The following is a 19,574-nucleotide window of genomic DNA, read 5'->3' on the forward strand; positions in this document are numbered from 1 at the left end:
GGCGGGGTCGTCGGAGGCGTGGTGGGCGGCGTCGTACACCACCAGCTCCCTCCTCACGTCCGACGTCTACGGCCGCGGGACGCCCGTGACCCGCCCCCGCCCCACCGACGCCCCGCACCCGGCGGCCCCCACCGCCAGCGTCACCTACACCCCGGCGACGCCCGGCGAACTCCCGCAGAGCATCCCCGTCTCCGCCCCCGCGCCCTCGGCGGCCCCGGCCGCGAAGGCGAAGACGGACGCCGAGCTGGCCGGCCTGCTCGTGACGCAGGCCGAGCTGGCCGACCACCAGTTCGCCGCGGTCCCGTCGACCGAGGTGGCGATCGGCAGCGCCGCCGCCAGCGACAAGGCCGCGTGCCAGCCCGTCGTCAAGACGCAGGGCACGGTCACGGTCGGCGAGGCCCTCGGCGTGGCGCGGACCAAGGCCGTCGCCAAGCCGAAGGAAGGCGCCAGCGGGCTGGAGGCCCTCGGCGCCACCCGTACCTCGGTCACCCTCTCCTCGTATGACGGCAAGGGTGCGGAGGAGGCCTTCGCCGCGATCAAGGCCGCGGCCACGGCGTGCGCCGGGGGCTTCACGCTGACCATGGAGGGCGAGACCACCAAGATCGAGAAGGTGACGTCCACCGACGCCCCCATCGGCGACGAGGCCATCGCCCTCACGCTGGAGGCTGACGTGGAGGGCGAGAAGGTGACGTCCGAGACCGTCGTCGTGCGCAAGGGCAACACGCTCGCCACCCACACCGCCTCGAGCCTGGCGGGCGTCGCGGACAAGCCGACGGTCGTCGTGGCCGCGCAGGTCAAGAAGCTCGGCTGACGGTTCGCCCGTACGTGCGTCAACCCCGCCCCGGCGCATTCGCCGGGGCGGGGTTTTCGTCTTGTTCAGGTACCGGGCGAGGAGCCAACTGAGGCGTACCCTGCGGCTTATGTGCGGAATCGTGGGTTACGTGGGAGCGCAGTCGGCGCTCGATGTGGTCATTGCCGGACTCAAGCGGCTGGAGTACCGCGGCTACGACTCGGCGGGTGTCGCCGTGCTCGCAGACGGGGAGCTCGCCTCGGTCAAGAAGGCCGGCAAGCTGGTCAATCTGGAGAAGGAGCTGGTCGGGCACCCGATGCCCGCCGGTTCCACCGGGCTCGGACACACCCGGTGGGCGACCCATGGCGGTCCCACCGACGTCAACGCCCACCCGCACCTCGACAATTCGGGGCGCGTGGCCGTCGTGCACAACGGGATCATCGAGAACTTCGCCGCGCTGCGCGCCGAGCTCGCCGAGCGCGGGCACCGGCTGGAGTCCGAGACGGACACCGAGGTCGTGGCGCACCTGCTGGCGGAGCGCTTCTCGGCCACCGGGGACCTCGCCGAGGCGATGAGGCAGGTCTGCCGGCTGCTGCAGGGCGCCTTCACACTGGTCGCCGTGCACGCGGACGATCCGGACGTGGTGGTCGGCGCCCGCCGGAACTCGCCCCTGGTGGTGGGCGTTGGAGAAGGCGAGAACTTCCTCGCCTCGGACGTGGCCGCCTTCATCGCCCACACGCGGTCCGCGATCGAGCTGGGGCAGGACCAGGTCGTCGAGCTCCGCCGCGACGGTGTCACGGTGACCAACTTCGACGGTTCGGCCGCGAACGTGCGGGCGTACCACGTGGACTGGGACGCCTCGGCGGCCGAGAAGGGGGGCTACGACTACTTCATGCTCAAGGAGATCGCCGAGCAGCCGAAGGCCGTCGCCGACACCCTCCTGGGCAGGATCGACGCGGGCGGCCTGCTGACCCTCGACGAGGTGCGGATCCCCGACTCCGTGCTCCGCGAGGTCGACAAGGTCGTGATCGTGGCGTGCGGTACGGCGTACCACGCGGCCATGATCGCGAAGCTGGCCATCGAGCACTGGACCCGCATCCCGTGCGAGACGGAGCTGGCCAGCGAGTTCCGCTACCGCGACCCGATCCTCGACCAGCGGACGCTGGTGATCGCGATCTCGCAGTCCGGCGAGACCATGGACACCCTGATGGCGCTGCGCCACGCGCGCGAGCAGGGCGCCAAGGTGCTGGCCGTCTGCAACACGAACGGCTCGACGATCCCGCGCGAGTCGGACGCCGTGCTGTACACGCACGCCGGACCCGAGGTGGCCGTCGCCTCGACCAAGGCGTTCCTGACGCAGCTGGTGGCCTGCTACCTGGTCGCCCTCTACCTCGGCCAGGTCCGGGGCACGAAGTGGGGCGACGAGATCCAGGCCGTGATCCGGGAGCTGTCGGACATCGCCGCGGCCGTGGACACCGTACTGGAGACCATGGAGCCGGTACGGGAGCTCGCGCGGTCCCTGGCCGACAAGAACACCGTGCTGTTCCTCGGCCGGCACGTCGGCTACCCGGTGGCGCTGGAGGGCGCGCTCAAGCTCAAGGAGCTGGCGTACATGCACGCCGAGGGCTTCGCGGCGGGCGAGCTCAAGCACGGGCCGATCGCGCTCATCGAGAAGGACCTCCCGGTGGTGGTCGTCGTGCCGTCGCCGCGCGGGCGCTCGGTGCTGCACGACAAGATCGTGTCGAACATCCAGGAGATCCGGGCGCGCGGGGCGCGGACCATCGTCATCGCCGAGGAGGGTGACGAGGCCGTGGTCCCGTACGCCGACCACCTCATCCGCATCCCGGCCACCCCGACACTGCTCCAGCCGCTGGTGGCGACGGTGCCGCTGCAGGTCTTCGCGTGCGAACTGGCCACCGCGCGGGGCAACGAGGTGGACCAGCCGCGTAACCTCGCGAAGTCCGTGACCGTGGAGTGAGCGAGTGAGCGAGTGAGCGAAGTGGGTCTGTCGTCGTGATGATCGGTGTGGGGATCGACGTTGCCGAGATCGAGCGGTTCGGCGCCGCGCTGGAGCGGACGCCGAACCTGGCGCAACGGCTGTTCGTCGAAGCCGAGCTGACGCTGCCGAGCGGCGAGCGGCGCGGGACCGCCTCGCTCGCCGCCCGGTTCGCGGCCAAGGAGGCGCTCGCCAAGGCGCTCGGCGCGCCCGCCGGACTGCTGTGGACCGACGCCGAGGTGTACGTCGAGGCCAGCGGGCAGCCGCGGCTGCGCGTGTCCGGGACGGTCGCGGCACGGGCGGCCGAGCTGGGCGTGCGGTCCTGGCACATCTCGCTGAGCCACGACGCGGGCATCGCCTCCGCTGTGGTGATCGCCGAGGGGTGACGGCACGCTGGTGACATGCGTACTGCTTACAGCGTGGAGACCGTACGGGCCGCCGAGCGCGAGCTGATGGCCCGGCTACCCGAAGGCACCCTGATGGCGCGGGCGGCGGCCGGACTGGCCGCCGTCTGCGCCCGGCTGCTGCCCCGGGTGTACGGGGCGCGCGTGGTGCTGCTCGTCGGCCCGGGGGACAACGGGGGCGACGCGCTGTACGCGGGCGCGCGCCTGGCCCGGCGCGGGGCCGGGGTCACCGCGGTGGCCATGGATCCGGCGCGGGTGCACGCGGGCGGGCTGGCCGCGCTGCGGGCCGCCGGCGGACGCCTCGCCGAGGCCGTGCCGCCGCGGGCGGACCTCGTCGTGGACGGGCTCGTGGGAATCGGCGGCCGGGGCGGGCTGCGGCCGGCCGCGGCCGCGCTGGCGGAGCGGATCCCGGCGGGCGCGGTGGTGGTCGCGGTGGACCTGCCGAGCGGGGTGGACGCGGACACCGGGGAGGTGGCCGGGGCGGCCGTACGGGCCGATGTCACGGTGACCTTCGGGGCGTACAAGCCGGGGCTGCTGATCGATCCGGGGGCCGGGCTGGCCGGGGCGGTGCACCTGGTGGACATCGGGCTGGCCCTCCCCGCGGCGCCGGACATCGAGGCCCTGCAGCACGCGGACGTGGCCGCACTGCTGCCGGAGCCGACCCGGACGAGCGACAAGTACCGGCGCGGCGTGGTCGGGATCGTCGCCGGGTCCGCGCGCTACCCGGGCGCGGCGGTGCTCGCGGTGGCGGGCGCGCTGCGGGGCGGCGCGGGCGCGGTGCGCTACGTGGGACCGGCGGCCGTCGCGGACGCCGTGCTGGCCCGCTACCCGGAGACGCTGATCGGGCCGGGCCGGGTCCAGGCGTGGGTGGTCGGGCCGGGGCTGGGAGACGAGGACGGCACCCGGGTGCTGGCGGAGCCGGTGGCGGTCCTGCTGGACGCGGACGGGCTGCGCGGACTGGACCCCGAGGTGCTGAGGGCGCGGACGGCACCGACCCTGCTGACCCCGCACGCGGGGGAGGCGGCGGCGCTGCTGGGCGTCGCGCGGGAGGCGGTGGAGTCGGGGCGGCTGGCCGCGGCGCGCGAGCTGGCGGAGCGGTACGGCGCGGCGGTCCTGCTGAAGGGGTCGACGACGCTGGTCGCCCCCGGCGGCGGCCGCCCCGTCCGGGTGAACCCGACCGGGACTCCGTGGCTGGCCACCGCGGGGAGCGGGGACGTGCTGTCCGGGCTGGCGGGCTCTCTGCTGGCGGCGGGCCTGTCGGGGCCGGACGCGGGGGCGGTGGCGGCGTACCTCCACGGCCTGGCGGCCCGCCTGACCGGAGGCCCGCTGCTGGCGCAGCAGGTGGCGCAGGCGGTGCCGTCCGCCTGGCGCGAGGTGCTGCGCGGCTAGTGCTGTGACCGGAAGGGTCCACCGGGCCTTTCCGGCCACAGCACTGGTACGGATCGTGCCCGGCCCGCGCGGGTGGAGGCGTGGACGGCCCCCGGCGCCGGGCTCTGAGAGACTGGGGGCGATGAACGAGACACCCACCCGCGTGTACGCCGAGATCGATCTGGACGCCGTACGGGAGAACGTGCGCGCACTGCGCGAGCGGGCGCCCCGGTCCGAGCTGATGGCCGTCGTCAAGGCGGATGCCTACGGGCACGGAGCCCTGGCCTGCGCCAAGGCCGCCCAGGAGGCCGGCGCCACCTGGCTCGGGACCGCCACGCCCGACGAGGCGCTCGCGCTGCGTGCCGCGGGGATCGACGGACGGATCCTGTGCTGGCTGTGGACCCCCGGCGGGCCGTGGCGGGAGGCCATCGAGGCCGATGTGGACGTGTCCGTCAGCGCCATGTGGGCCCTGGACGAGGTACGGGCCGCCGCCCGCGCCACCGGGCGGACCGCCCGGATCCAGCTCAAGGCGGACACCGGGCTCGGGCGCAACGGCTGCCAGCCCGCCGACTGGGCGGAGCTCGTGGGCGCGGCCGTCGCCGCCCAGGCCGAGGGAACCGTCCACGTCACCGGCGTCTGGTCCCACTTCGCCTGCGCCGACGAGCCGGGCCACCCCTCCATCGCGCCGCAGCTGGCCGCCTTCCGCGACATGCTCGCGTACGCCGAGAAGGAGGGCGTCGAGCCCGAGGTCCGGCACATCGCCAACTCGCCCGCGACCCTCACCCTCCCCGAGAGCCACTTCGACCTCGTCCGCTGCGGGCTGGCGGTCTACGGCGTCTCGCCCGCTCCCGAGCTCGGCACCTCCGCCCAGCTCGGCCTGCGGCCCGCCATGGCCCTGAAGGCCTTCGTGGCCCTGGTCAAGGAGGTCCCCGCCGGGCACGGCGTCAGTTACGGGCACCACTACCTGACCGAGGCGCGGACCCGCCTCGCGCTGATCCCCGCGGGCTACGCCGACGGGATCCCGCGCCACGCCTCCGGCCGCGGCTCCGTCCTCCTCGGCGGGAAGACGCGGTACGCCGCCGGGCGCGTCGCCATGGACCAGTTCGTCGTGGACCTCCACGGCGACGAGCACGTCCGCGCCGGCGACGAGGTGGTCATCTTCGGCGACGGCACGCACGGCGAGCCCACCGCCGAGGACTGGGCTCGAGCGGCGGACACCATCGCGTATGAGATCGTCACCCGTATCGGGGCCAGAGTGCCCCGGGTGTACCGCAACGGATGTCCCGCGACGGCTCGGTGAGGACGGCGGCGTGAGCGAGAACTGGCGCAAGGCCGGCTGGGCCGGCGCCGCCATCGGCGTGATAGCCGCGGGCGCGGCGGCCGGTGTCGCGGTCGAACGGATCACCGTCGGGCGGGGCATGCGCATGAAGGCGCGCCTCGCCCTGGACGCGACCGGGGACTACGGCTCCCTGCGCGGCGCCCCCGGCACCGCGTGGGCCGAGGACGGCACCGCCCTGTACTACGAGGTCGACGAGCTGCCCGAGGAGGGCAAGCGGCGCCGGCTGCGCCGCAAGGCCCCCGCCCAGCCGACCGTGGTGTTCTGCCACGGCTACTGCCTCGCGCAGGACTCCTGGCACTTCCAGCGCGCCGCCCTGCGCGGTCTGGTGCGCGCCGTGTACTGGGACCAGCGCAGCCACGGCCGCAGCGCGCGCGGCCTCGCCCAGGCCGACGGCGAGCCGGTGACCTTCGAGCAGCTCGGCCACGATCTGGCGGCCGTCATCGCGGCCGCCGCCCCCGAGGGCCCGCTGATCCTCGTCGGTCACTCGATGGGCGGCATGACCGTCATGGGCCTGGCGGACCAGTTCCCCGACCTCGTCCGCGACCGGGTGGCCGGGGTGGTGCTGGTCGGCACCTCCAGCGGCCGCCTGGGCGAGGTCACGTACGGGCTGCCGTCCGTGGGCTTCGGTGCGGTGCGCAGGATCCTGCCCGGCGTGCTCAAGGCGCTCGGCTCCCAGGTGGAGCTGGTGGAGAAGGGCCGGCGGGCCACCGCCGACCTGTTCGCCGGCATGGTCAAGATGTACTCCTTCGCCTCGCGCGACGTGGACCCGGGCGTGGCCCGCTTCGCCGAGCGGCTGATCGAGGGCACCCCCATCGACGTGGTCGCCGAGTTCTATCCGGCCTTCGGGGCGCACGACAAGACGGCCGCCCTCCAGCGGTTCGCGGACATCCCCGTCACCGTCATCGCCGGGGACCGGGACATGGTCACACCGCCCGACCACAGCCGGGCCATCAAGGAGGCACTGCCCTCCGCCGAGCTGGTGGTGCTGGAGTCCGCCGGGCACCTGATGATGCTCGAACACCCGGAGACCGTGACCCGGCTGCTCACCGAGCTGCTGGCGCGCACCGGGGTGGTGCCGGCAGCGGCTAACGTTGGCGGGCATGGAAGAAGCACCGCAGACGCCTGACACCGAAGCGCACGTCACCGTCGGCTCGCCCGACGCCATGCAGGACCTCGGGCGCCGGATCGCCGCGCTGCTGCGCCCCGGCGACCTCGTCCTGCTGACCGGGGAGCTCGGCGCGGGCAAGACCACCCTGACCCGGGGCCTCGGCGAGGGCCTCGGCGTGCGCGGGGCGGTGACCTCGCCGACCTTCGTGATCGCCCGGGTCCACCCCTCGCTGACCGGCGGTCCGGCGCTGGTGCACGTGGACGCGTACCGGCTGGGCGGCGGGCTGGACGAGATGGAGGACCTGGACCTCGACGTCTCGCTGCCCGAATCCGTGGTCGTCGTGGAGTGGGGCGACGGCAAGGTCGAGGAGCTGTCCGACGACCGGCTGCACGTGGTGATCCGCCGGGCGGTCGGCCACGAGGAGGTCCTCGACGACGTGCGCGAGGTCGCGGTCCGCGGGGTCGGGGCGCGCTGGTCCGCCGGAGCCGGTCTGGAGAGCCTCGCGGGCGTCCTCTCGGAGTGACGCCCGGGGCAATCGTTCCGACAACGCGTCGGCAAAATATTGCGCAGGTGGCAGCCCCCGTGGTCACATGGTACCGAGGGCTGGTTAGGCGTACCTAAGTACGGGCTGGCCCCGGCCAGGAGGCAGCCATGTCGACAGCAGGAGCAGCGCGCGTCCCCCGTACGTCCGGCGTGACCATGGGGGCCCTGCTCGCCGCGGGCGCCGCCGCCAGCGCCGTGTCCACGCCGCCCGCGCGCGAGCACGCGCAGGACCCGGTTCCGCTGTGTGGAGGGGCCGGGGACGCGGAACAGGCCGCTCCGGAGTCCGAAGCGGCCTGAGGCGGAGACCGGGGTCCCCCGTACGAGTGAAGCCAGTGTGTCGCGGCCCGGTCAGGGAACGACGACGACCTTCGAGCCGATCGTCGCGAAGGCCCACATCGCGTCGCCGTCCGCGCGCGTCATGCGCACGCCGCCGGTCTTCTTGGCCGGGTCGGGCGTCGGCAGGGTGTTGTCCACCCGGGCGCTGAAGCCGACCACGACCCCCTGCGCGCTGGCGAACCGGACCACGTGCTCGATCGGAACCCCGTCCGAGCCGGTCACCGTGCCCGCGCGGGAGTCCACCGTGTACTTGCCCGGAGCCGGATTGACCGTGCTCGGCACCACCGCGAACGACTTCGGCTCCTGCCCTTCGGCGGCGACCAGCCACACGCGCTTGGAGCCCACGGAGTAGACGACGCGCACCCCGGATCCCGAACCGGCCGGCAGGGCCACCGGCTTCCCCGGGTCGACCTTGGCGGCACCGGACTCGCTCGGAGCGGGCACGGGGGTCTGCGCGGCGGCCTTCGGCGGAAGGGCGGGGGCGGTGGCGTGTGCCTGGTAGCCGAGGAAGCCGATGACGGCGAGCGCCCCGGCGGTGAGCCCGGCCACGATTCCCGAGCTGCTGCGTGCCACCTTGCTCCACCTCTCCGCATGGTCCGATGTCGTCGAACGGCCGGCTCCGTCGCCCGTCGAACGATCAGCTGTACGCGTCGTCGAACGGTCGAGCCCCGAGACCTGGGTCGAAGGTAGCAGCCGGGGTGCCCGTAGACCGGCCGCAAGGGCCCGGGGCCCCGGAGTCGTAGGCTGTTCGCGTGCTCTTGCTCGCTGTAGATACCGCCACGCCCGCCGTCACCGTCGCCCTGCACGACGGCGAGTCCGTACTCGCCGAGTCGAACCAGGTCGACGCCCGCCGCCACGGGGAGCTCCTGCTGCCCTCCGTCGACAAGGTCCTCGCCGAGGCGGGGCTCACGCTCGAAGCCGTCACCGGCATCGTCGTCGGCGTCGGCCCCGGCCCCTACACCGGACTGCGGGTCGGCCTCGTCACCGCCTCCACCTTCGCCTCCGTCCTCGGCGTGCCCGTGTACGGGCTGTGCACCCTCGACGGGCTGGCCTACGCGGCCGGCGCCGCCGGGATCGAGGGCCCCTTCACCGTGGCCACCGACGCACGGCGCAAGGAGGTCTACTGGGCCCGCTACGAGGACCCGCTCACCCGGGTCGGGGACCCGGCGGTGGACCGGCCGGCCGACATCGCCGAGCGGGTCGCCGGACTGCCCGCCGTCGGGCAGGGCGCGCGGCTCTACCCCGAGGTGTTCACCGACGCCCGCGACCCCGAGCACCAGTCGGCCGGCGCCCTCGCGGCCCTGGCGGCGCGGCGGCTCGCCGCCGGCACGGCGTTCGAGAACGTCGAGGGCGCGCCCCCGGCCCCGCTCTACCTGCGCCGGCCCGACGCCCAGGTGCCCAAGAACTACAAGGTGGTCACCCCGCAGTGACCGGCCCCGCCGCCCCCGCCGCCCCGGCCGCCCCGGCCGCGCTGCTGCGCGAGATGCGCTGGTGGGACATCGGACCCGTGCTGGAACTGGAGCACGAGCTCTTCCCCGAGGACGCCTGGTCCGCCGGGATGTTCTGGTCCGAACTCGCCCGCGCCCGCGGCCCGCGGGCCACCCGCCGCTACGTCGTCGCCGAAGCCCCGGACGGCCGCCTGGTCGGCTACGCCGGGCTGGCCGCCGCCGGGGACCTGGGCGACGTACAGACCATCGCGGCCGCGCGCGACCAGTGGGGCACCGGGCTCGGCGCCCGGCTGCTCACCGACCTGCTGCGCGCCGCCACCGCGTTCGAGTGCGCCGAGGTGCTGCTGGAGGTGCGGGTGGACAACACCCGCGCCCAGAAGCTGTACGAGCGCTTCGGCTTCGAGGCGATCGGCTTCCGGCGCGGCTACTACCAGCCCGGCAACGTGGACGCGCTCGTGATGCGCCTCTCCGATCCCGCCACCTCCCTGCCCCCGACCTTCCAAGACGCCGTAAGAAGTGAGACCCATGGCTGACGAACCGCTCGTCCTCGGCATCGAGACCTCCTGCGACGAGACCGGCGTCGGCGTCGTCCGGGGCACGACCCTGCTCGCGGACGCCATCGCCTCCAGCGTCGACGAGCACGCCCGCTTCGGCGGCGTCGTGCCCGAGGTGGCCTCGCGCGCGCACCTGGAGGCGATGGTCCCCACCATCGAGCGCGCCCTGAAGGAGGCCGGGGTCAGCGCCCGCGACCTCGACGGGATCGCCGTCACCGCGGGTCCGGGCCTCGCGGGAGCCCTGCTGGTGGGCGTCTCGGCCGCGAAGGCCTACGCCTACGCGCTGGGCAAGCCGCTGTACGGGGTGAACCACCTGGCCTCGCACATCTGCGTCGACCAGCTGGAGCACGGGCCGCTGCCCGAGCCGACGATGGCGCTGCTGGTCTCCGGCGGGCACTCCTCGCTGCTGCTGGCTCCCGACATCACCTCCGACGTGCGGCCGCTGGGCGCGACCATCGACGACGCGGCGGGCGAGGCCTTCGACAAGATCGCGCGCGTGCTGCAGCTGGGCTTCCCCGGCGGACCGGTCATCGACCGGCTCGCGCGCGAGGGCGACCCGAAGGCCATCAACTTCCCGCGCGGGCTGACCGGGCCGCGCGACGCGGCGTACGACTTCTCCTTCTCCGGGCTCAAGACCTCGGTCGCCCGCTGGATCGAGGCGAAGCGCAAGGCGGGCGAGGACGTGCCGGTGCGCGACGTGGCGGCGTCCTTCCAGGAGGCCGTGGTGGACGTGCTGACGCGCAAGGCGGTCCGCGCGTGCAAGGACGAGGGCGTCGACCACCTGATGATCGGCGGCGGCGTCGCGGCCAACTCCCGGCTGCGCGCCCTCGCGCAGGAGCGGTGCGAAGCCGCGGGGATCATCCTGCGGGTGCCGCGGCCGGGGCTGTGCACGGACAACGGCGCGATGGTGGCGGCGCTCGGCGCGGAGATGGTCAAGCGCAACCGGCCGGCCTCGGACTGGGACCTGTCGGCGGACTCCTCGCTCCCGGTGACCGACCCGCACGTTCCCGGCCGCTCGCACGGCCCTTCCCACGGGGACGGCCACGATCACGGCCACGGCCACGGCCACGGGCACGATCACGACCACGTGCACGAGCTGAGCAAGGACAACCTGTACTCGTGAGCACCGTCGCGCTGATGTGGGAGGCCCGGGCCGTGCCCGGGCGGGGCAACGAGCTGCTGGAGTGGGCCCGTTCGCGGGTGCTGGCCCAAGAGCCGGTGCGCCGGGAGGTGTTCCGCGCCCCGCAGGGCCGGGTGCTCGTCATCACCTGGTGGGAGACGCCCGGGGGAGTCTCCGACGACCTGCCCGAACTGCCCGAACCGGAAGCCGACTTGATCACGCGGGCGGTGCACCGCTGGCGCTTCGAGTCGGTCGGGGCGGAGGGGCCCGGCGGAAGCTGAGCCTCCGGGCGGGGGCCCGCCGGGCCCCGCGACCTGCCGCTATGGTCATGCGCATGCCCCGCTGTGACCTGCCTCCGCCGCCCCCTCCCGCGCACCTGCGCGCCTGGCTCGACGAGCACACCGTGCGGGCCGACCGCGCCCGGTTCCTGAGCGAGCTCGGGCGGCGCAGTCTGGGCTTCGGGCGGCTGCTGCTGCTCTGGGCGGTCTCGGCGGTCTTCGCCCTGGGCTGGTCCTTCGTCGGCATGGCGCTGATGGCCTTCGAGACGCACGATCCGCTCTCGTACCTCTTCGGCCTGATCTTCGCCGTGCTCGGGGTGGGCGTGCTGATCCCGGCCGGATTCTGGTTCGCCTGGGGCGCCAAGCGGGACCGGCAGGTACGCAGGCTGATGTGCGCGTGGGCGGAACTGGAGCCGGACCCGGCCGCCGACCGCGCGATGCGCGCGCCGGGGCGCAGCCTGACCTGGCTGCTCGCCTCCTTCGCCCTGGGCGCGCTCGGGCTCTGGGTGACCTTCGGGTCGGCGGCGGCGGCCCGGCCGGGCGCGGACACGTACGGCGAGGTCGCCTACACCATGGGCCTCGGCATGATCCTGTGGATCACCGCCCTGCTGGGCCTGGGCAAGGCGGGCGCGCACTACCGGTGGGCGATCCGCTTCCAGGCCGTCTCTCAGAGGTCTTTCGGGGACCCCGGGGCCGCGTGAACCCGTGCCGCGCCCGCGCCCCCGTCCGCGGTCGCCGGTGAGCCGATCAGCATCGAGGGCGCCCCGGCGACCCGGGTCAGGAACACGGTCGCGGAGTTCGGCCCCTGCGGCTTGACCTTCTTGCGCAGCTCCTCCGGCTCGACCGCCGAGCCGCGCTTCTTCACCGTCAGGATGCCGACCCCGCGCTCGCGCAGCAGGGCCTTGAGCTTCTTCAGCCCGAAGGGCAGCACGTCGGTGATCTCGTACGCGGTCGCGTACGGGGTCGCGCGCAGCTCGTCCGCGGTGATGTACGCGATGGTCGGGTCGATCAGCCTGCCGTCCAGCTGCTCGGCGACCTCCGCGACCAAGTGGGCCCGGATCACGGCGCCGTCGGGCTCGTAGAGGTAGCGGCCGACGGGCCCGGCCTCGGGGTCGGGCAGCGGATCGGCGGTCACCAGCGCGCGCGGCCCGGGCAGCAGCGTGGCGCGGATCTCGCCCGGGGCGGTCCCGAACCACAGGACGGCCTCCTTCACGTCCCCCTGGTCGGAGATCCACTCCGCGCAGGCCTCCGCCGGGACCGCCTCGTGCGGGATCCCGGGCGCGACCTTGATGGCGGCGAACTTCGCGGCGCGCGCGGTCTCCACGGCCCACGAGAGCGGCGGGGAGTAGGACTCCGGATCGAAGATCCGGCCGCGGCCGCCCCGGCGGGCCGGGTCGATGAAGACGGCGTCGTACCCGGCGGTGTCCACCTCCGTCACGTCCGCCTCCAGGACCTCGATCAGGTCGGCCAGCCCCAGCGCCTCGGCGTTGGCGCGGGCGACGGCGACGGTCAGCGGGTCGTGGTCCACCGCGAGCACGCGGATGCCGAGCCGGGCCAGGGCCAGGGCGTCGCCGCCGATGCCGCAGCACAGGTCCGCGAGGCTGCGTACGCCGAGGGCGGCGAGCCGCTCGGCGCGGTACGAGGCCACGGACGCGCGCGTGGCCATCTCCCCGCCGCCGGGGGTGAAGTACATCCGGCCCGCGTCCTCGGCCCCGAACTTCGCCACCGCGCGCTGGCGCAGCCGGGCCTGCCCGAGGGCGGCGGAGACCAGCGCGGCGGGGTGCTCGCGGCGCAGCCGGGTGGCGACGGCGAGCTCCTGGGCGGGGTCGTAGTCCCGGAGCGAGTCGAGGAGGGCGTGGCCCTCGGGGGCGAGGAGCGCGGCGAAGTCTTCGGGGGTCACGGGATCCATTGTCGGCCACGGTGGGCCAGTCGGAGGAAGGTCGAATTCCGCTCGCGGTGTCGGCCGGGGCGCGGGCCGGGCGGATGCCAGGATGCTCAGCTATGCAGCTAGTCCGACAAAAGGAACATAAGACGCAACAGGGTCACCGGATCGCGGCAGCAGCGCGAGGCCGGTTGGGGATGGCCGCGATGGCCGCACTGCTGGTCGCCGCAGTGGCGACCGGGTGCGGATCCGCGGAGCCCGGGTCGCCGGACAAGGCCGCGAAGGCGAAGGCCGCCGCCGGCGCCGAGCCGGCCGGCGCGGCCGGCGCGCTCGGCAACTACGCCGAGAAGCTGAAGGCCGCCCAGCAGGCGCGGGTGGTCGCCGCGAAGAAGTGGGGCCTGGTCAAACCGCCGCTCATGGCCCCGGCCGCGCCCAAGACGAAGCCCGAGATCACCACTCGGGACGGCTTCGAGGTGGAGGACCAGGAGAACCTGCCCCCGGTCTTCACCACCGTCCCCACGGAGGAGAAGGTCGTCTTCCTGACGATCGACGACGGCGCGGAGAAGGATCCCGAGTTCCTGAAGATGATGCAGGAGCTGAAGCTCCCGTACACCGCGTTCCTGAGCGACTACCTGGTGCGGGACAACTACCCGTACTTCAAGGAGATGCAGGCGGCGGGCGTCACGCTCAACAACCACACGCTCAACCACCGCTACATGCCGGCGCTCTCCTACGAGAAGCAGCGGCAGGAGATCTGCGGGCAGCAGGACACGATCGAGAAGCAGTTCGGCAAGCGGCCCACGCTGTTCCGCCCGCCGTACGGGAACTACAACGAGGACACGCTGCGCGCGGCCAAGTCCTGCGGGGTCAAGGCCGTTCCGCTGTGGAACGAGGAAGCCTTCCCGAACCGGATGGACTGGCGGGAGTGGGACAAGGACCTGCACCCCGGTGACATCATCCTCACGCACTTCCGGGGCAAGGAAGACTGGAAGGGCAGCATGACTGACATGATCCGTCATGTCATGAAGACCGTCACGGACAAGGGGTACGCCGTGGCTCGCCTGGAGGATTACTTGTGAGGTACGCGCGCCGGTTGACAGCCGGAACGCTGGCGGCCGGCGCGCTCGCGCTGTCCCTGACGGGGTGCGGGGGCAGCGCGGACCCCACCGGACGGATGGGTCCGGGGACCACGGAGGCGGGGCGGTCCGCGCCGCCCCCGGCCACGTCCTCACCGTCCGGGACGGGGGCGGGGACGGCGCCGGGGCCGAGCTCCGCGGGGGACGAGGCGTACCGGAAGTGGGGCCTGAACGCCCCCCTCCAGTACGCCCCCAAGCCCGCGGCCAGGGCGCAGATCCCGCCGGCGCAGCCGGGCCGGGTCCAGGTCGTGGACCGAATACCCGTCCCGGCGGACGACAAGGTCGTCTTCCTGACGTTCGACGACGGCGCCGAGAAGAGCCCCGAGTTCCTGAAGATGGCCGCCGAGCTGAAGCTGCCGATCAGCATGTTCCTGACGGACGCCATCGCCTCGTCGGACTACGGCCACTTCGAGGCGCTCCGCGACAACGGCTCGGGCAGCACGATAAACAACCACACGCTGACGCACCCGAACCTGCGGACCCTGTCCTTCGAGGCGCAGAAGAAGGAGATATGCGGGCAGCAGGAACGCCTGGAGAAGCGCTTCGGCACGAAGCCGGCCCGGTTCCGCCCGCCGTACGGCAACTACAACGACGACACCCTCAGGGCCGCGCACGAGTGCGGGATATCGCAGCTGCTCCTGTGGCGCGTGTCGATGCAGATCAACAACTTCCAGTACGCCGAGGGCTCCGCGCTCAAGCCGGGTGACATCGTCCTGGCCCACTTCCGCGGCCCGTCGGAGCTCAAGGGCACGACGGAGACCGAGATGACGACGCGGATGCTCCAGCGGATACAGGAGCAGGGCTACCGGATCGGTCGGCTGGAGGACTACCTCTGACCGAGGGGGCCGGGTCGGGCAGACCGGGCCGGGTCGGGTAGACCGGGCCGGGCCGGCCGACTGGCCCCGCCCCGCCCCGCTCAGACCGACTGCGGGGTCAGCGCCGGTGTGATCGTCGTTGCCACCGGTCCCCGGCTGTCCGCCTCGCGCTGGCGTTCCGCGCTGTCGGAGATCCGCAGCAGCAGGGCGATCATGATCCAGTTGGCCAGCAGGGACGAGCCGCCGCTGGCCAGGAAGGGCAGCGCCTTGCCCGTCAGGGGGATCAGGCCCGTCACGCCGCCCGCCACCACGAAGACCTGCAGGGCCAGCGCCGAGGACAGGCCCACGGCCAGCAGCTTGCCGAAGGGGTCGCGCGCGCCCAGCGACATCCGCAGCCCCCGCTGCACGAGGAGCCCGTACAGGGCGAGGACGGCCATGACGCCGACCAGGCCCAGCTCCTCGCCCACCGTCGTCAGGATGAAGTCGCTGCGGCCGGCGAAGCCGAGCAGCTCCGGGTGGCCCATGCCCAGCCCGGTGCCCGTGACGCCGCCGGTGCCGAAGCTGAACAGCGCCTGCGCCGACTGGTCCGAGATGATGCCCGGCGGCCGGGGGTTCGAGTAGTAGGACAGCGGGTTGAGCCACGCGGCCACGCGCCCCTTGACGTGCGGCTCGACCGAGCCGACGACGAAGGCGCCCACGCAGGACATCAGCAGGCCGAAGATGGTCCAGCTGGTGCGTTCGGTGGCGACGTAGAGCATCACCACGAAGACGCCGAAGAAGATCAGCGAGGTGCCGAGGTCGCGCTCGAAGACGAGGACGAGGAGCGACACGATCCACACCGTGATGATCGGTCCGAGTTGGCGCATCGGGGGCAGCCGCATGCCGAGGAACTTGCGGCCCGACAGGGCCAGCGAGTCGCGGTGGATGACCAGGTAGCCCGCGAAGAAGATCGCGATCATGATCTTCACGAACTCGCCGGGCTGGACCGAGAGCGAGCCGACGGTGATCCAGCGCTTCGCCCCGAACTTGTCCGCGCCGAAGAACGCCGGCGCGATCAGCGCCACCAGGGCGACGGCCATCGTGATGTAGATGAACCGCTGCAGCAGCCGGTGGTCGCGCAGCAGCCCCAGCACCGCGATGCAGGCCGCGACGCCGACCACCGACCACATCAGCTGGCCGGGCGCCGTCGCCGGCGAGTTGTACCGCTCCAGGTACCCCTGGTCGAGCCGGTGCAGCAGCACCAGGCCCAGCCCGGTCATCAGCAGGGCGATGGGGAAGATCAGCGGATCCGCGTACGCCGCGAACCGGCGCACGGCCAGGTGCCCCACCAGCGCGAGCAGCGTCATGCTGATCACGAAGCCGGTGAGGCCGGCCGGCAGCGCGTCGTTCATCGCGAGGCCCGCGCTGATGTGGCCGGAAATGGTCACGCCGAGGACGAGGACGAGCAGCAGTGCTTCGGTGCGGCGGCGCGCGCCCGCCGACGTCAGGGGTTTCAGTCCACGCACGGAACGCCGCCGCCGTCGATGGCGGGGATGCCGTTGTCTTCCTTCGACTTCGACGGGGTCGGTGCGGGCGCGGAGCCCGGGCCGGACGCCGGGCCGGACGCCGGGCCGGACGCGGACGCGGCCGGTGCGGGAGTGCCCGCCGGTGAGGGAGCGGCGCCCGGTGCGCTCGGACTCGCAGAGGCCCTGGGACCGATCTGCTCGGCAATGAGGCGCTTTATCTTCATATCGTCTACGACGTTTATGTCGGACCCATGGTTCCTGTCGAAGCGCTCGATGGGAAGGGTCACAAATTCCACGTTGCCCCCCGACAGGCTCTTGGCCTGCTGCACGAACGACAGCAGGTCCCACCCCTGATCGGTGACGACGTCCTGCTTCGCGGTGTCGATCAGCTTGAGCAGTTTCACCGGATCGGTGAAGGTCCCGGCCTGATTGAGCTTGTACGTCGCCCCCGCGAGGAAGGCCTGCTGCCGCTTCGTCCGGTCCAGGTCGCCCATGGTCAGCCCCATCCGCTGCCGGACGAAGGCCAGCGACTGCCGGCCGTCCAGCTCGTGCCGCCCGGCCGAGAAGTCGGCCCCGGAGTTCTTGTCCTTCACGGCGTGGTTCAGGCAGACCGGTACGCCGCCCAGCGCGTCCGCCAGATGGTAGAAGCCGGCCAGGTTCAGCTCGGCGAAATGGTCGATCGGGACCCCGAGGAAGGTGCGGACCGTCTCGATCTCCGCCTTGCGCCCCGCCTCGCGCCCCTCGCGCTCCAACTGCCTCTTGTCCGTGACCCCCCGGGCCGAGAGCTGCTCCTCGGTCGTGGCCTTCGCCCGCCCGTACGCCTCCTTGATCTTGGCCTTGCCGGTGAACCCGGGCACGCCCCGCAGGTCGACGAAATCGTCGCGCGGCACCGAGAAGGCCTTCGCCTTGCCGCCGTCGCCGGGGACGTGCAGCAGGATCAGGGTGTTGGTGTTGTAGCCGCCGACGTCGGAGCTGGCGCCCGCGTGCAGTTTGTCGAGGATCTCCGGCGGGAGGTCCTCGCCGTTCTGGTCGCGGCGGCTGTCCAGGCCCATCAGCAGGATGTTCACATCGCCGTGCTTCGACTTCTCGGCGCCCTCCAGGGCCTTGGAACTGCCGATGCTGGAGACCAGGTCCCGGTACAGGTACCAGGCCGAGCCGCCGGCGATCACCGCCAGCGCGCAGCCGGCCGCCAGCAGGGTGCGGACGAGCCGGCTCCGGCGCGAGGGCCTGCGGCGGCGGGTCGCGGGGGCCTGTGGCGGCCGTTCCCGCTCCGGGGGCTTCCTGCGGTGGGCGCTCATGCCTGTCGATGCTGGGGGAGCGCGGCTGAAGGAATCCTGAGGGTCCTGAAACCGCCTTCAGGGACGGGCGGGCGGTGGCCCGCCTCCCGGGCCGATCTCCGGGCCGGTCTCCGGGCCGATCGCTGGGCCGGTCTCCGGGCCGATCGCTGGGCCGGTCTCCGGGCCGCCTTCAGGCCCGCGCCCGGGCCCGCGCCCCGGCACCCGCAGCACCAGCCGCGCACCGGCACGGCCGGCGGGCGCGGGGAGCGCCCGGACGTCACCGCCGTGCGCCCGCGCGATCTCCCGGGCGATCGCCAGGCCCAGGCCGGTGCCGCCGCTGGTCCGGCCCCGGTCCGCGTCCAGCCGTACGAACCGCTCGAAGACCCGGTCCCGGTCCGCCTCCGGGATGCCCGGCCCGTCGTCGGCCACCTCCAGCACCGCCCAGCCGTCGCCGTCGGCGCCCGCCCTGACGGTGACCTCGGTGCGGGCGTACCGCAGGGCGTTGTCCACCAGGTTGGCCAGCGCCCGCTCCAGGCGCGCAGGATCCCCGGCGGCCGGTACGGGGGCCCGCGCGTCCAGCCGCAGCGCGACCCGGGGCTCCGGGCGCCGCGCCACGTCCTCGGCGGCCAGCAGCGCGAGGTCCACCGGCTCGGTGCGCGGCGCGGGTCCGCCGTCGAGGCGGGCCAGCAGGAGCAGATCGGCCGCGATGCGCTGGAGCCGCTCGGTATCGGCCAGCGCGGCCGCCACGGACTCCCGGTCGGGGTCCCGCAGCGCCACCTCCAGCCGGGACCGCACGGCCGCTAGGGGGTTGCGCAGCTCGTGCGAGGCGTCGGCGGTGAACTGCCGCTGCCGGGCGTCGCTGCGCTCCAGCCGGTCGAGGGTGGCGTTGACGGTCCGGGCCAGCCGCGCGATCTCGTCGGCGCCGCCCGGGTCCGGGACCCGCCGGTTCAGCTCGCTCGCGGTGACCGCCGCCAGCTCGGTGCGGATCGCGGTGACGGGGCGCAGCGCGTGCCCGGTCACCCACCAGGCCAGGAGCGCCGAGAAGGCGATCAGCGGGGGCGCGCCGGCCAGCAGGCCGAAGGCGACGGCCCGGTTGGCGTCGTCGACGTCGCCGAGCACGGTCATGGCGTACACGGTGTGCGGGGCGTGCGCCCCCGGCGGGCCGGGGGCCTGGACGGCGACCACGACGCGCCGCTGCGCGCCGGGGCGCGCGGGCTCCAGGACCGCCGACCGGGAGTCGTCGCCGGGCGCGATGCCCGGCCCGGCGGGCTCGGGGGTGTCCTCGAGGTCCCCGCTGGTGGCGACGGTCGCGCCGGCCGCGTCCCGTACGAGGACCAGGTCGACGCCGCCCTCGGGCGCGGGCAGTCGGCCGCCCGCCGGGAGGGTCGCGGTGTCCAGCTGGGCGGCGACCTTGCGGGCGGCGAGCTCGGTGCGGCCGGTGGTGTTCTCGATGAGGTTGGCGCGCAGCACGGTGTAGAGCCACAGCCCGCCGGTGGCGAGCACGGCGGCCATCGCGAGGGCGGCGGCCGCGGCGGCGCGGGCCCGCAGGCTGCCGAGCCGGCGTGTCCGGGCGCCGGACCGGCCCCGGGACCCGGACCCGGACCCGGACCGGGGTCGGAGCCGGGGTCGGGACCGGGCGCTAGTGCTGTGACCGGAAGGGTTCACCGGGTCGCGG

At 73.7% G+C, this 19,574-nt stretch carries 20 protein-coding genes; 15 read left to right on the forward strand and 5 right to left on the reverse strand.

Going from position 1 to position 19,574, the window contains the following annotated elements; translation table 11 throughout:
• Window positions 1-85 precede the first annotated feature (85 nt).
• From DRB96_RS08335 to DRB96_RS42740, 8 genes are all read left to right on the forward strand, one after another.
• On the forward strand, window positions 86-811 hold the full coding sequence (locus DRB96_RS08335; protein WP_162689058.1) for a hypothetical protein: 726 nt from the start codon (window positions 86-88) through the stop codon (window positions 809-811).
• A gap of 109 nt (window positions 812-920) precedes the next feature.
• Window positions 921-2,768 (forward strand): glutamine--fructose-6-phosphate transaminase (isomerizing), encoded by a 1,848-nt coding sequence (glmS, locus tag DRB96_RS08340; RefSeq protein ID WP_112447840.1) that lies wholly within the window; start codon window positions 921-923, stop codon window positions 2,766-2,768.
• 38 nt (window positions 2,769-2,806) lie between these two features.
• Window positions 2,807-3,172 carry a holo-ACP synthase gene (locus tag DRB96_RS08345; protein WP_112447841.1) on the forward strand — a complete coding sequence of 122 codons (366 nt, stop codon included), beginning with the start codon at window positions 2,807-2,809 and terminating at the stop codon, window positions 3,170-3,172.
• Window positions 3,173-3,187: 15 nt separating this feature from the next.
• Window positions 3,188-4,579, forward strand: coding sequence for an NAD(P)H-hydrate dehydratase (locus tag DRB96_RS08350; RefSeq protein WP_112447842.1), 1,392 nt, complete (start codon window positions 3,188-3,190; stop codon window positions 4,577-4,579).
• Window positions 4,580-4,700: 121 nt separating this feature from the next.
• Window positions 4,701-5,858, forward strand: coding sequence for an alanine racemase (gene alr, locus DRB96_RS08355; RefSeq protein WP_112447843.1), 1,158 nt, complete (start codon window positions 4,701-4,703; stop codon window positions 5,856-5,858).
• Window positions 5,859-5,868: 10 nt separating this feature from the next.
• Complete coding sequence (locus DRB96_RS08360) at window positions 5,869-7,023, forward strand: alpha/beta hydrolase (RefSeq protein WP_239516117.1); 1,155 nt, start codon at window positions 5,869-5,871, stop codon at window positions 7,021-7,023.
• Window positions 6,998-7,528: a tRNA (adenosine(37)-N6)-threonylcarbamoyltransferase complex ATPase subunit type 1 TsaE gene (gene tsaE / locus DRB96_RS08365; protein WP_112447845.1), complete on the forward strand. Its 531-nt coding sequence runs from the start codon at window positions 6,998-7,000 to the stop codon at window positions 7,526-7,528. Before DRB96_RS08360 ends, tsaE begins: the two co-directional genes overlap by 26 nt.
• A gap of 128 nt (window positions 7,529-7,656) precedes the next feature.
• Window positions 7,657-7,845: a hypothetical protein gene (locus tag DRB96_RS42740; protein ID WP_162688564.1), complete on the forward strand. Its 189-nt coding sequence runs from the start codon at window positions 7,657-7,659 to the stop codon at window positions 7,843-7,845.
• 51 nt (window positions 7,846-7,896) lie between these two features.
• Here the strand turns inward: DRB96_RS42740 and DRB96_RS08370 are convergent, their stop codons facing one another.
• Window positions 7,897-8,457 carry a hypothetical protein gene (locus DRB96_RS08370; RefSeq protein ID WP_112447846.1) on the reverse strand — a complete coding sequence of 187 codons (561 nt, stop codon included), beginning with the start codon at window positions 8,455-8,457 and terminating at the stop codon, window positions 7,897-7,899.
• Between the two features lie 179 nt (window positions 8,458-8,636).
• On the opposite strand from DRB96_RS08370, the gene tsaB reads away from it, so the two are divergent.
• Genes tsaB through DRB96_RS08395 form a run of 5 tightly spaced genes read left to right on the forward strand, consistent with a single transcriptional unit; the run spans window position 8,637 to window position 11,985 of the window.
• A complete protein-coding gene (gene tsaB / locus DRB96_RS08375) occupies window positions 8,637-9,314 on the forward strand; it encodes a tRNA (adenosine(37)-N6)-threonylcarbamoyltransferase complex dimerization subunit type 1 TsaB (RefSeq protein ID WP_112447847.1) in 678 nt (225 codons plus the stop codon).
• A gap of 53 nt (window positions 9,315-9,367) precedes the next feature.
• Window positions 9,368-9,865 carry a ribosomal protein S18-alanine N-acetyltransferase gene (gene rimI / locus DRB96_RS08380; protein WP_204358001.1) on the forward strand — a complete coding sequence of 166 codons (498 nt, stop codon included), beginning with the start codon at window positions 9,368-9,370 and terminating at the stop codon, window positions 9,863-9,865.
• On the forward strand, window positions 9,858-11,009 hold the full coding sequence (gene tsaD / locus DRB96_RS08385) for a tRNA (adenosine(37)-N6)-threonylcarbamoyltransferase complex transferase subunit TsaD (protein ID WP_112447849.1): 1,152 nt from the start codon (window positions 9,858-9,860) through the stop codon (window positions 11,007-11,009). The genes rimI and tsaD overlap by 8 nt, the downstream gene beginning before the upstream one ends.
• Window positions 11,006-11,287, forward strand: coding sequence for a hypothetical protein (locus DRB96_RS08390; RefSeq protein WP_239516118.1), 282 nt, complete (start codon window positions 11,006-11,008; stop codon window positions 11,285-11,287). Before tsaD ends, DRB96_RS08390 begins: the two co-directional genes overlap by 4 nt.
• 53 nt (window positions 11,288-11,340) lie before the next feature.
• The gene (locus DRB96_RS08395; RefSeq protein ID WP_239516119.1) at window positions 11,341-11,985 is read left to right on the forward strand and encodes a hypothetical protein; all 645 of its coding nucleotides are present in this window, start codon (window positions 11,341-11,343) and stop codon (window positions 11,983-11,985) included.
• On the opposite strand, the gene DRB96_RS08400 is transcribed toward DRB96_RS08395, so the two are convergent.
• Window positions 11,952-13,193 (reverse strand): methyltransferase domain-containing protein, encoded by a 1,242-nt coding sequence (locus DRB96_RS08400; protein ID WP_112447850.1) that lies wholly within the window; start codon window positions 13,191-13,193, stop codon window positions 11,952-11,954. The two genes, DRB96_RS08395 and DRB96_RS08400, sit on opposite strands and share 34 nt — an antisense overlap.
• A gap of 179 nt (window positions 13,194-13,372) precedes the next feature.
• Here DRB96_RS08400 and DRB96_RS08405 point away from each other — a divergent pair, with 179 nt between their 5' ends.
• Window positions 13,373-14,245: a polysaccharide deacetylase family protein gene (locus DRB96_RS08405; protein ID WP_343234509.1), complete on the forward strand. Its 873-nt coding sequence runs from the start codon at window positions 13,373-13,375 to the stop codon at window positions 14,243-14,245.
• Between the two features lie 14 nt (window positions 14,246-14,259).
• Entirely contained in the window at window positions 14,260-15,138 is an 879-nt protein-coding gene (locus tag DRB96_RS08410; RefSeq protein ID WP_112447852.1) for a polysaccharide deacetylase family protein, read from the forward strand.
• Between the two features lie 80 nt (window positions 15,139-15,218).
• Here DRB96_RS08410 and DRB96_RS08415 read toward each other — a convergent pair whose 3' ends face one another.
• From DRB96_RS08415 to DRB96_RS08425, 3 genes are read right to left on the reverse strand one after another with little or no spacing between them, the layout of a single operon-like run.
• Window positions 15,219-16,622: an FtsW/RodA/SpoVE family cell cycle protein gene (locus tag DRB96_RS08415; RefSeq protein WP_112447853.1), complete on the reverse strand. Its 1,404-nt coding sequence runs from the start codon at window positions 16,620-16,622 to the stop codon at window positions 15,219-15,221.
• Entirely contained in the window at window positions 16,610-17,920 is a 1,311-nt protein-coding gene (locus DRB96_RS08420; RefSeq protein WP_112447854.1) for an LCP family protein, read from the reverse strand. The genes DRB96_RS08415 and DRB96_RS08420 overlap by 13 nt, the downstream gene beginning before the upstream one ends.
• A 57-nt stretch (window positions 17,921-17,977) precedes the next feature.
• Window positions 17,978-19,411, reverse strand: a complete 1,434-nt coding sequence (locus tag DRB96_RS08425) for a HAMP domain-containing sensor histidine kinase (RefSeq protein ID WP_112447855.1) — start codon at window positions 19,409-19,411, stop codon at window positions 17,978-17,980.
• Between the last annotated feature and the right edge of the window lie 163 nt (window positions 19,412-19,574).

Origin of the sequence: Streptomyces sp. ICC1 (assembly GCF_003287935.1) — a bacterium.
GTDB classification, from domain to species: domain Bacteria; phylum Actinomycetota; class Actinomycetes; order Streptomycetales; family Streptomycetaceae; genus Streptomyces; species Streptomyces tritrimontium.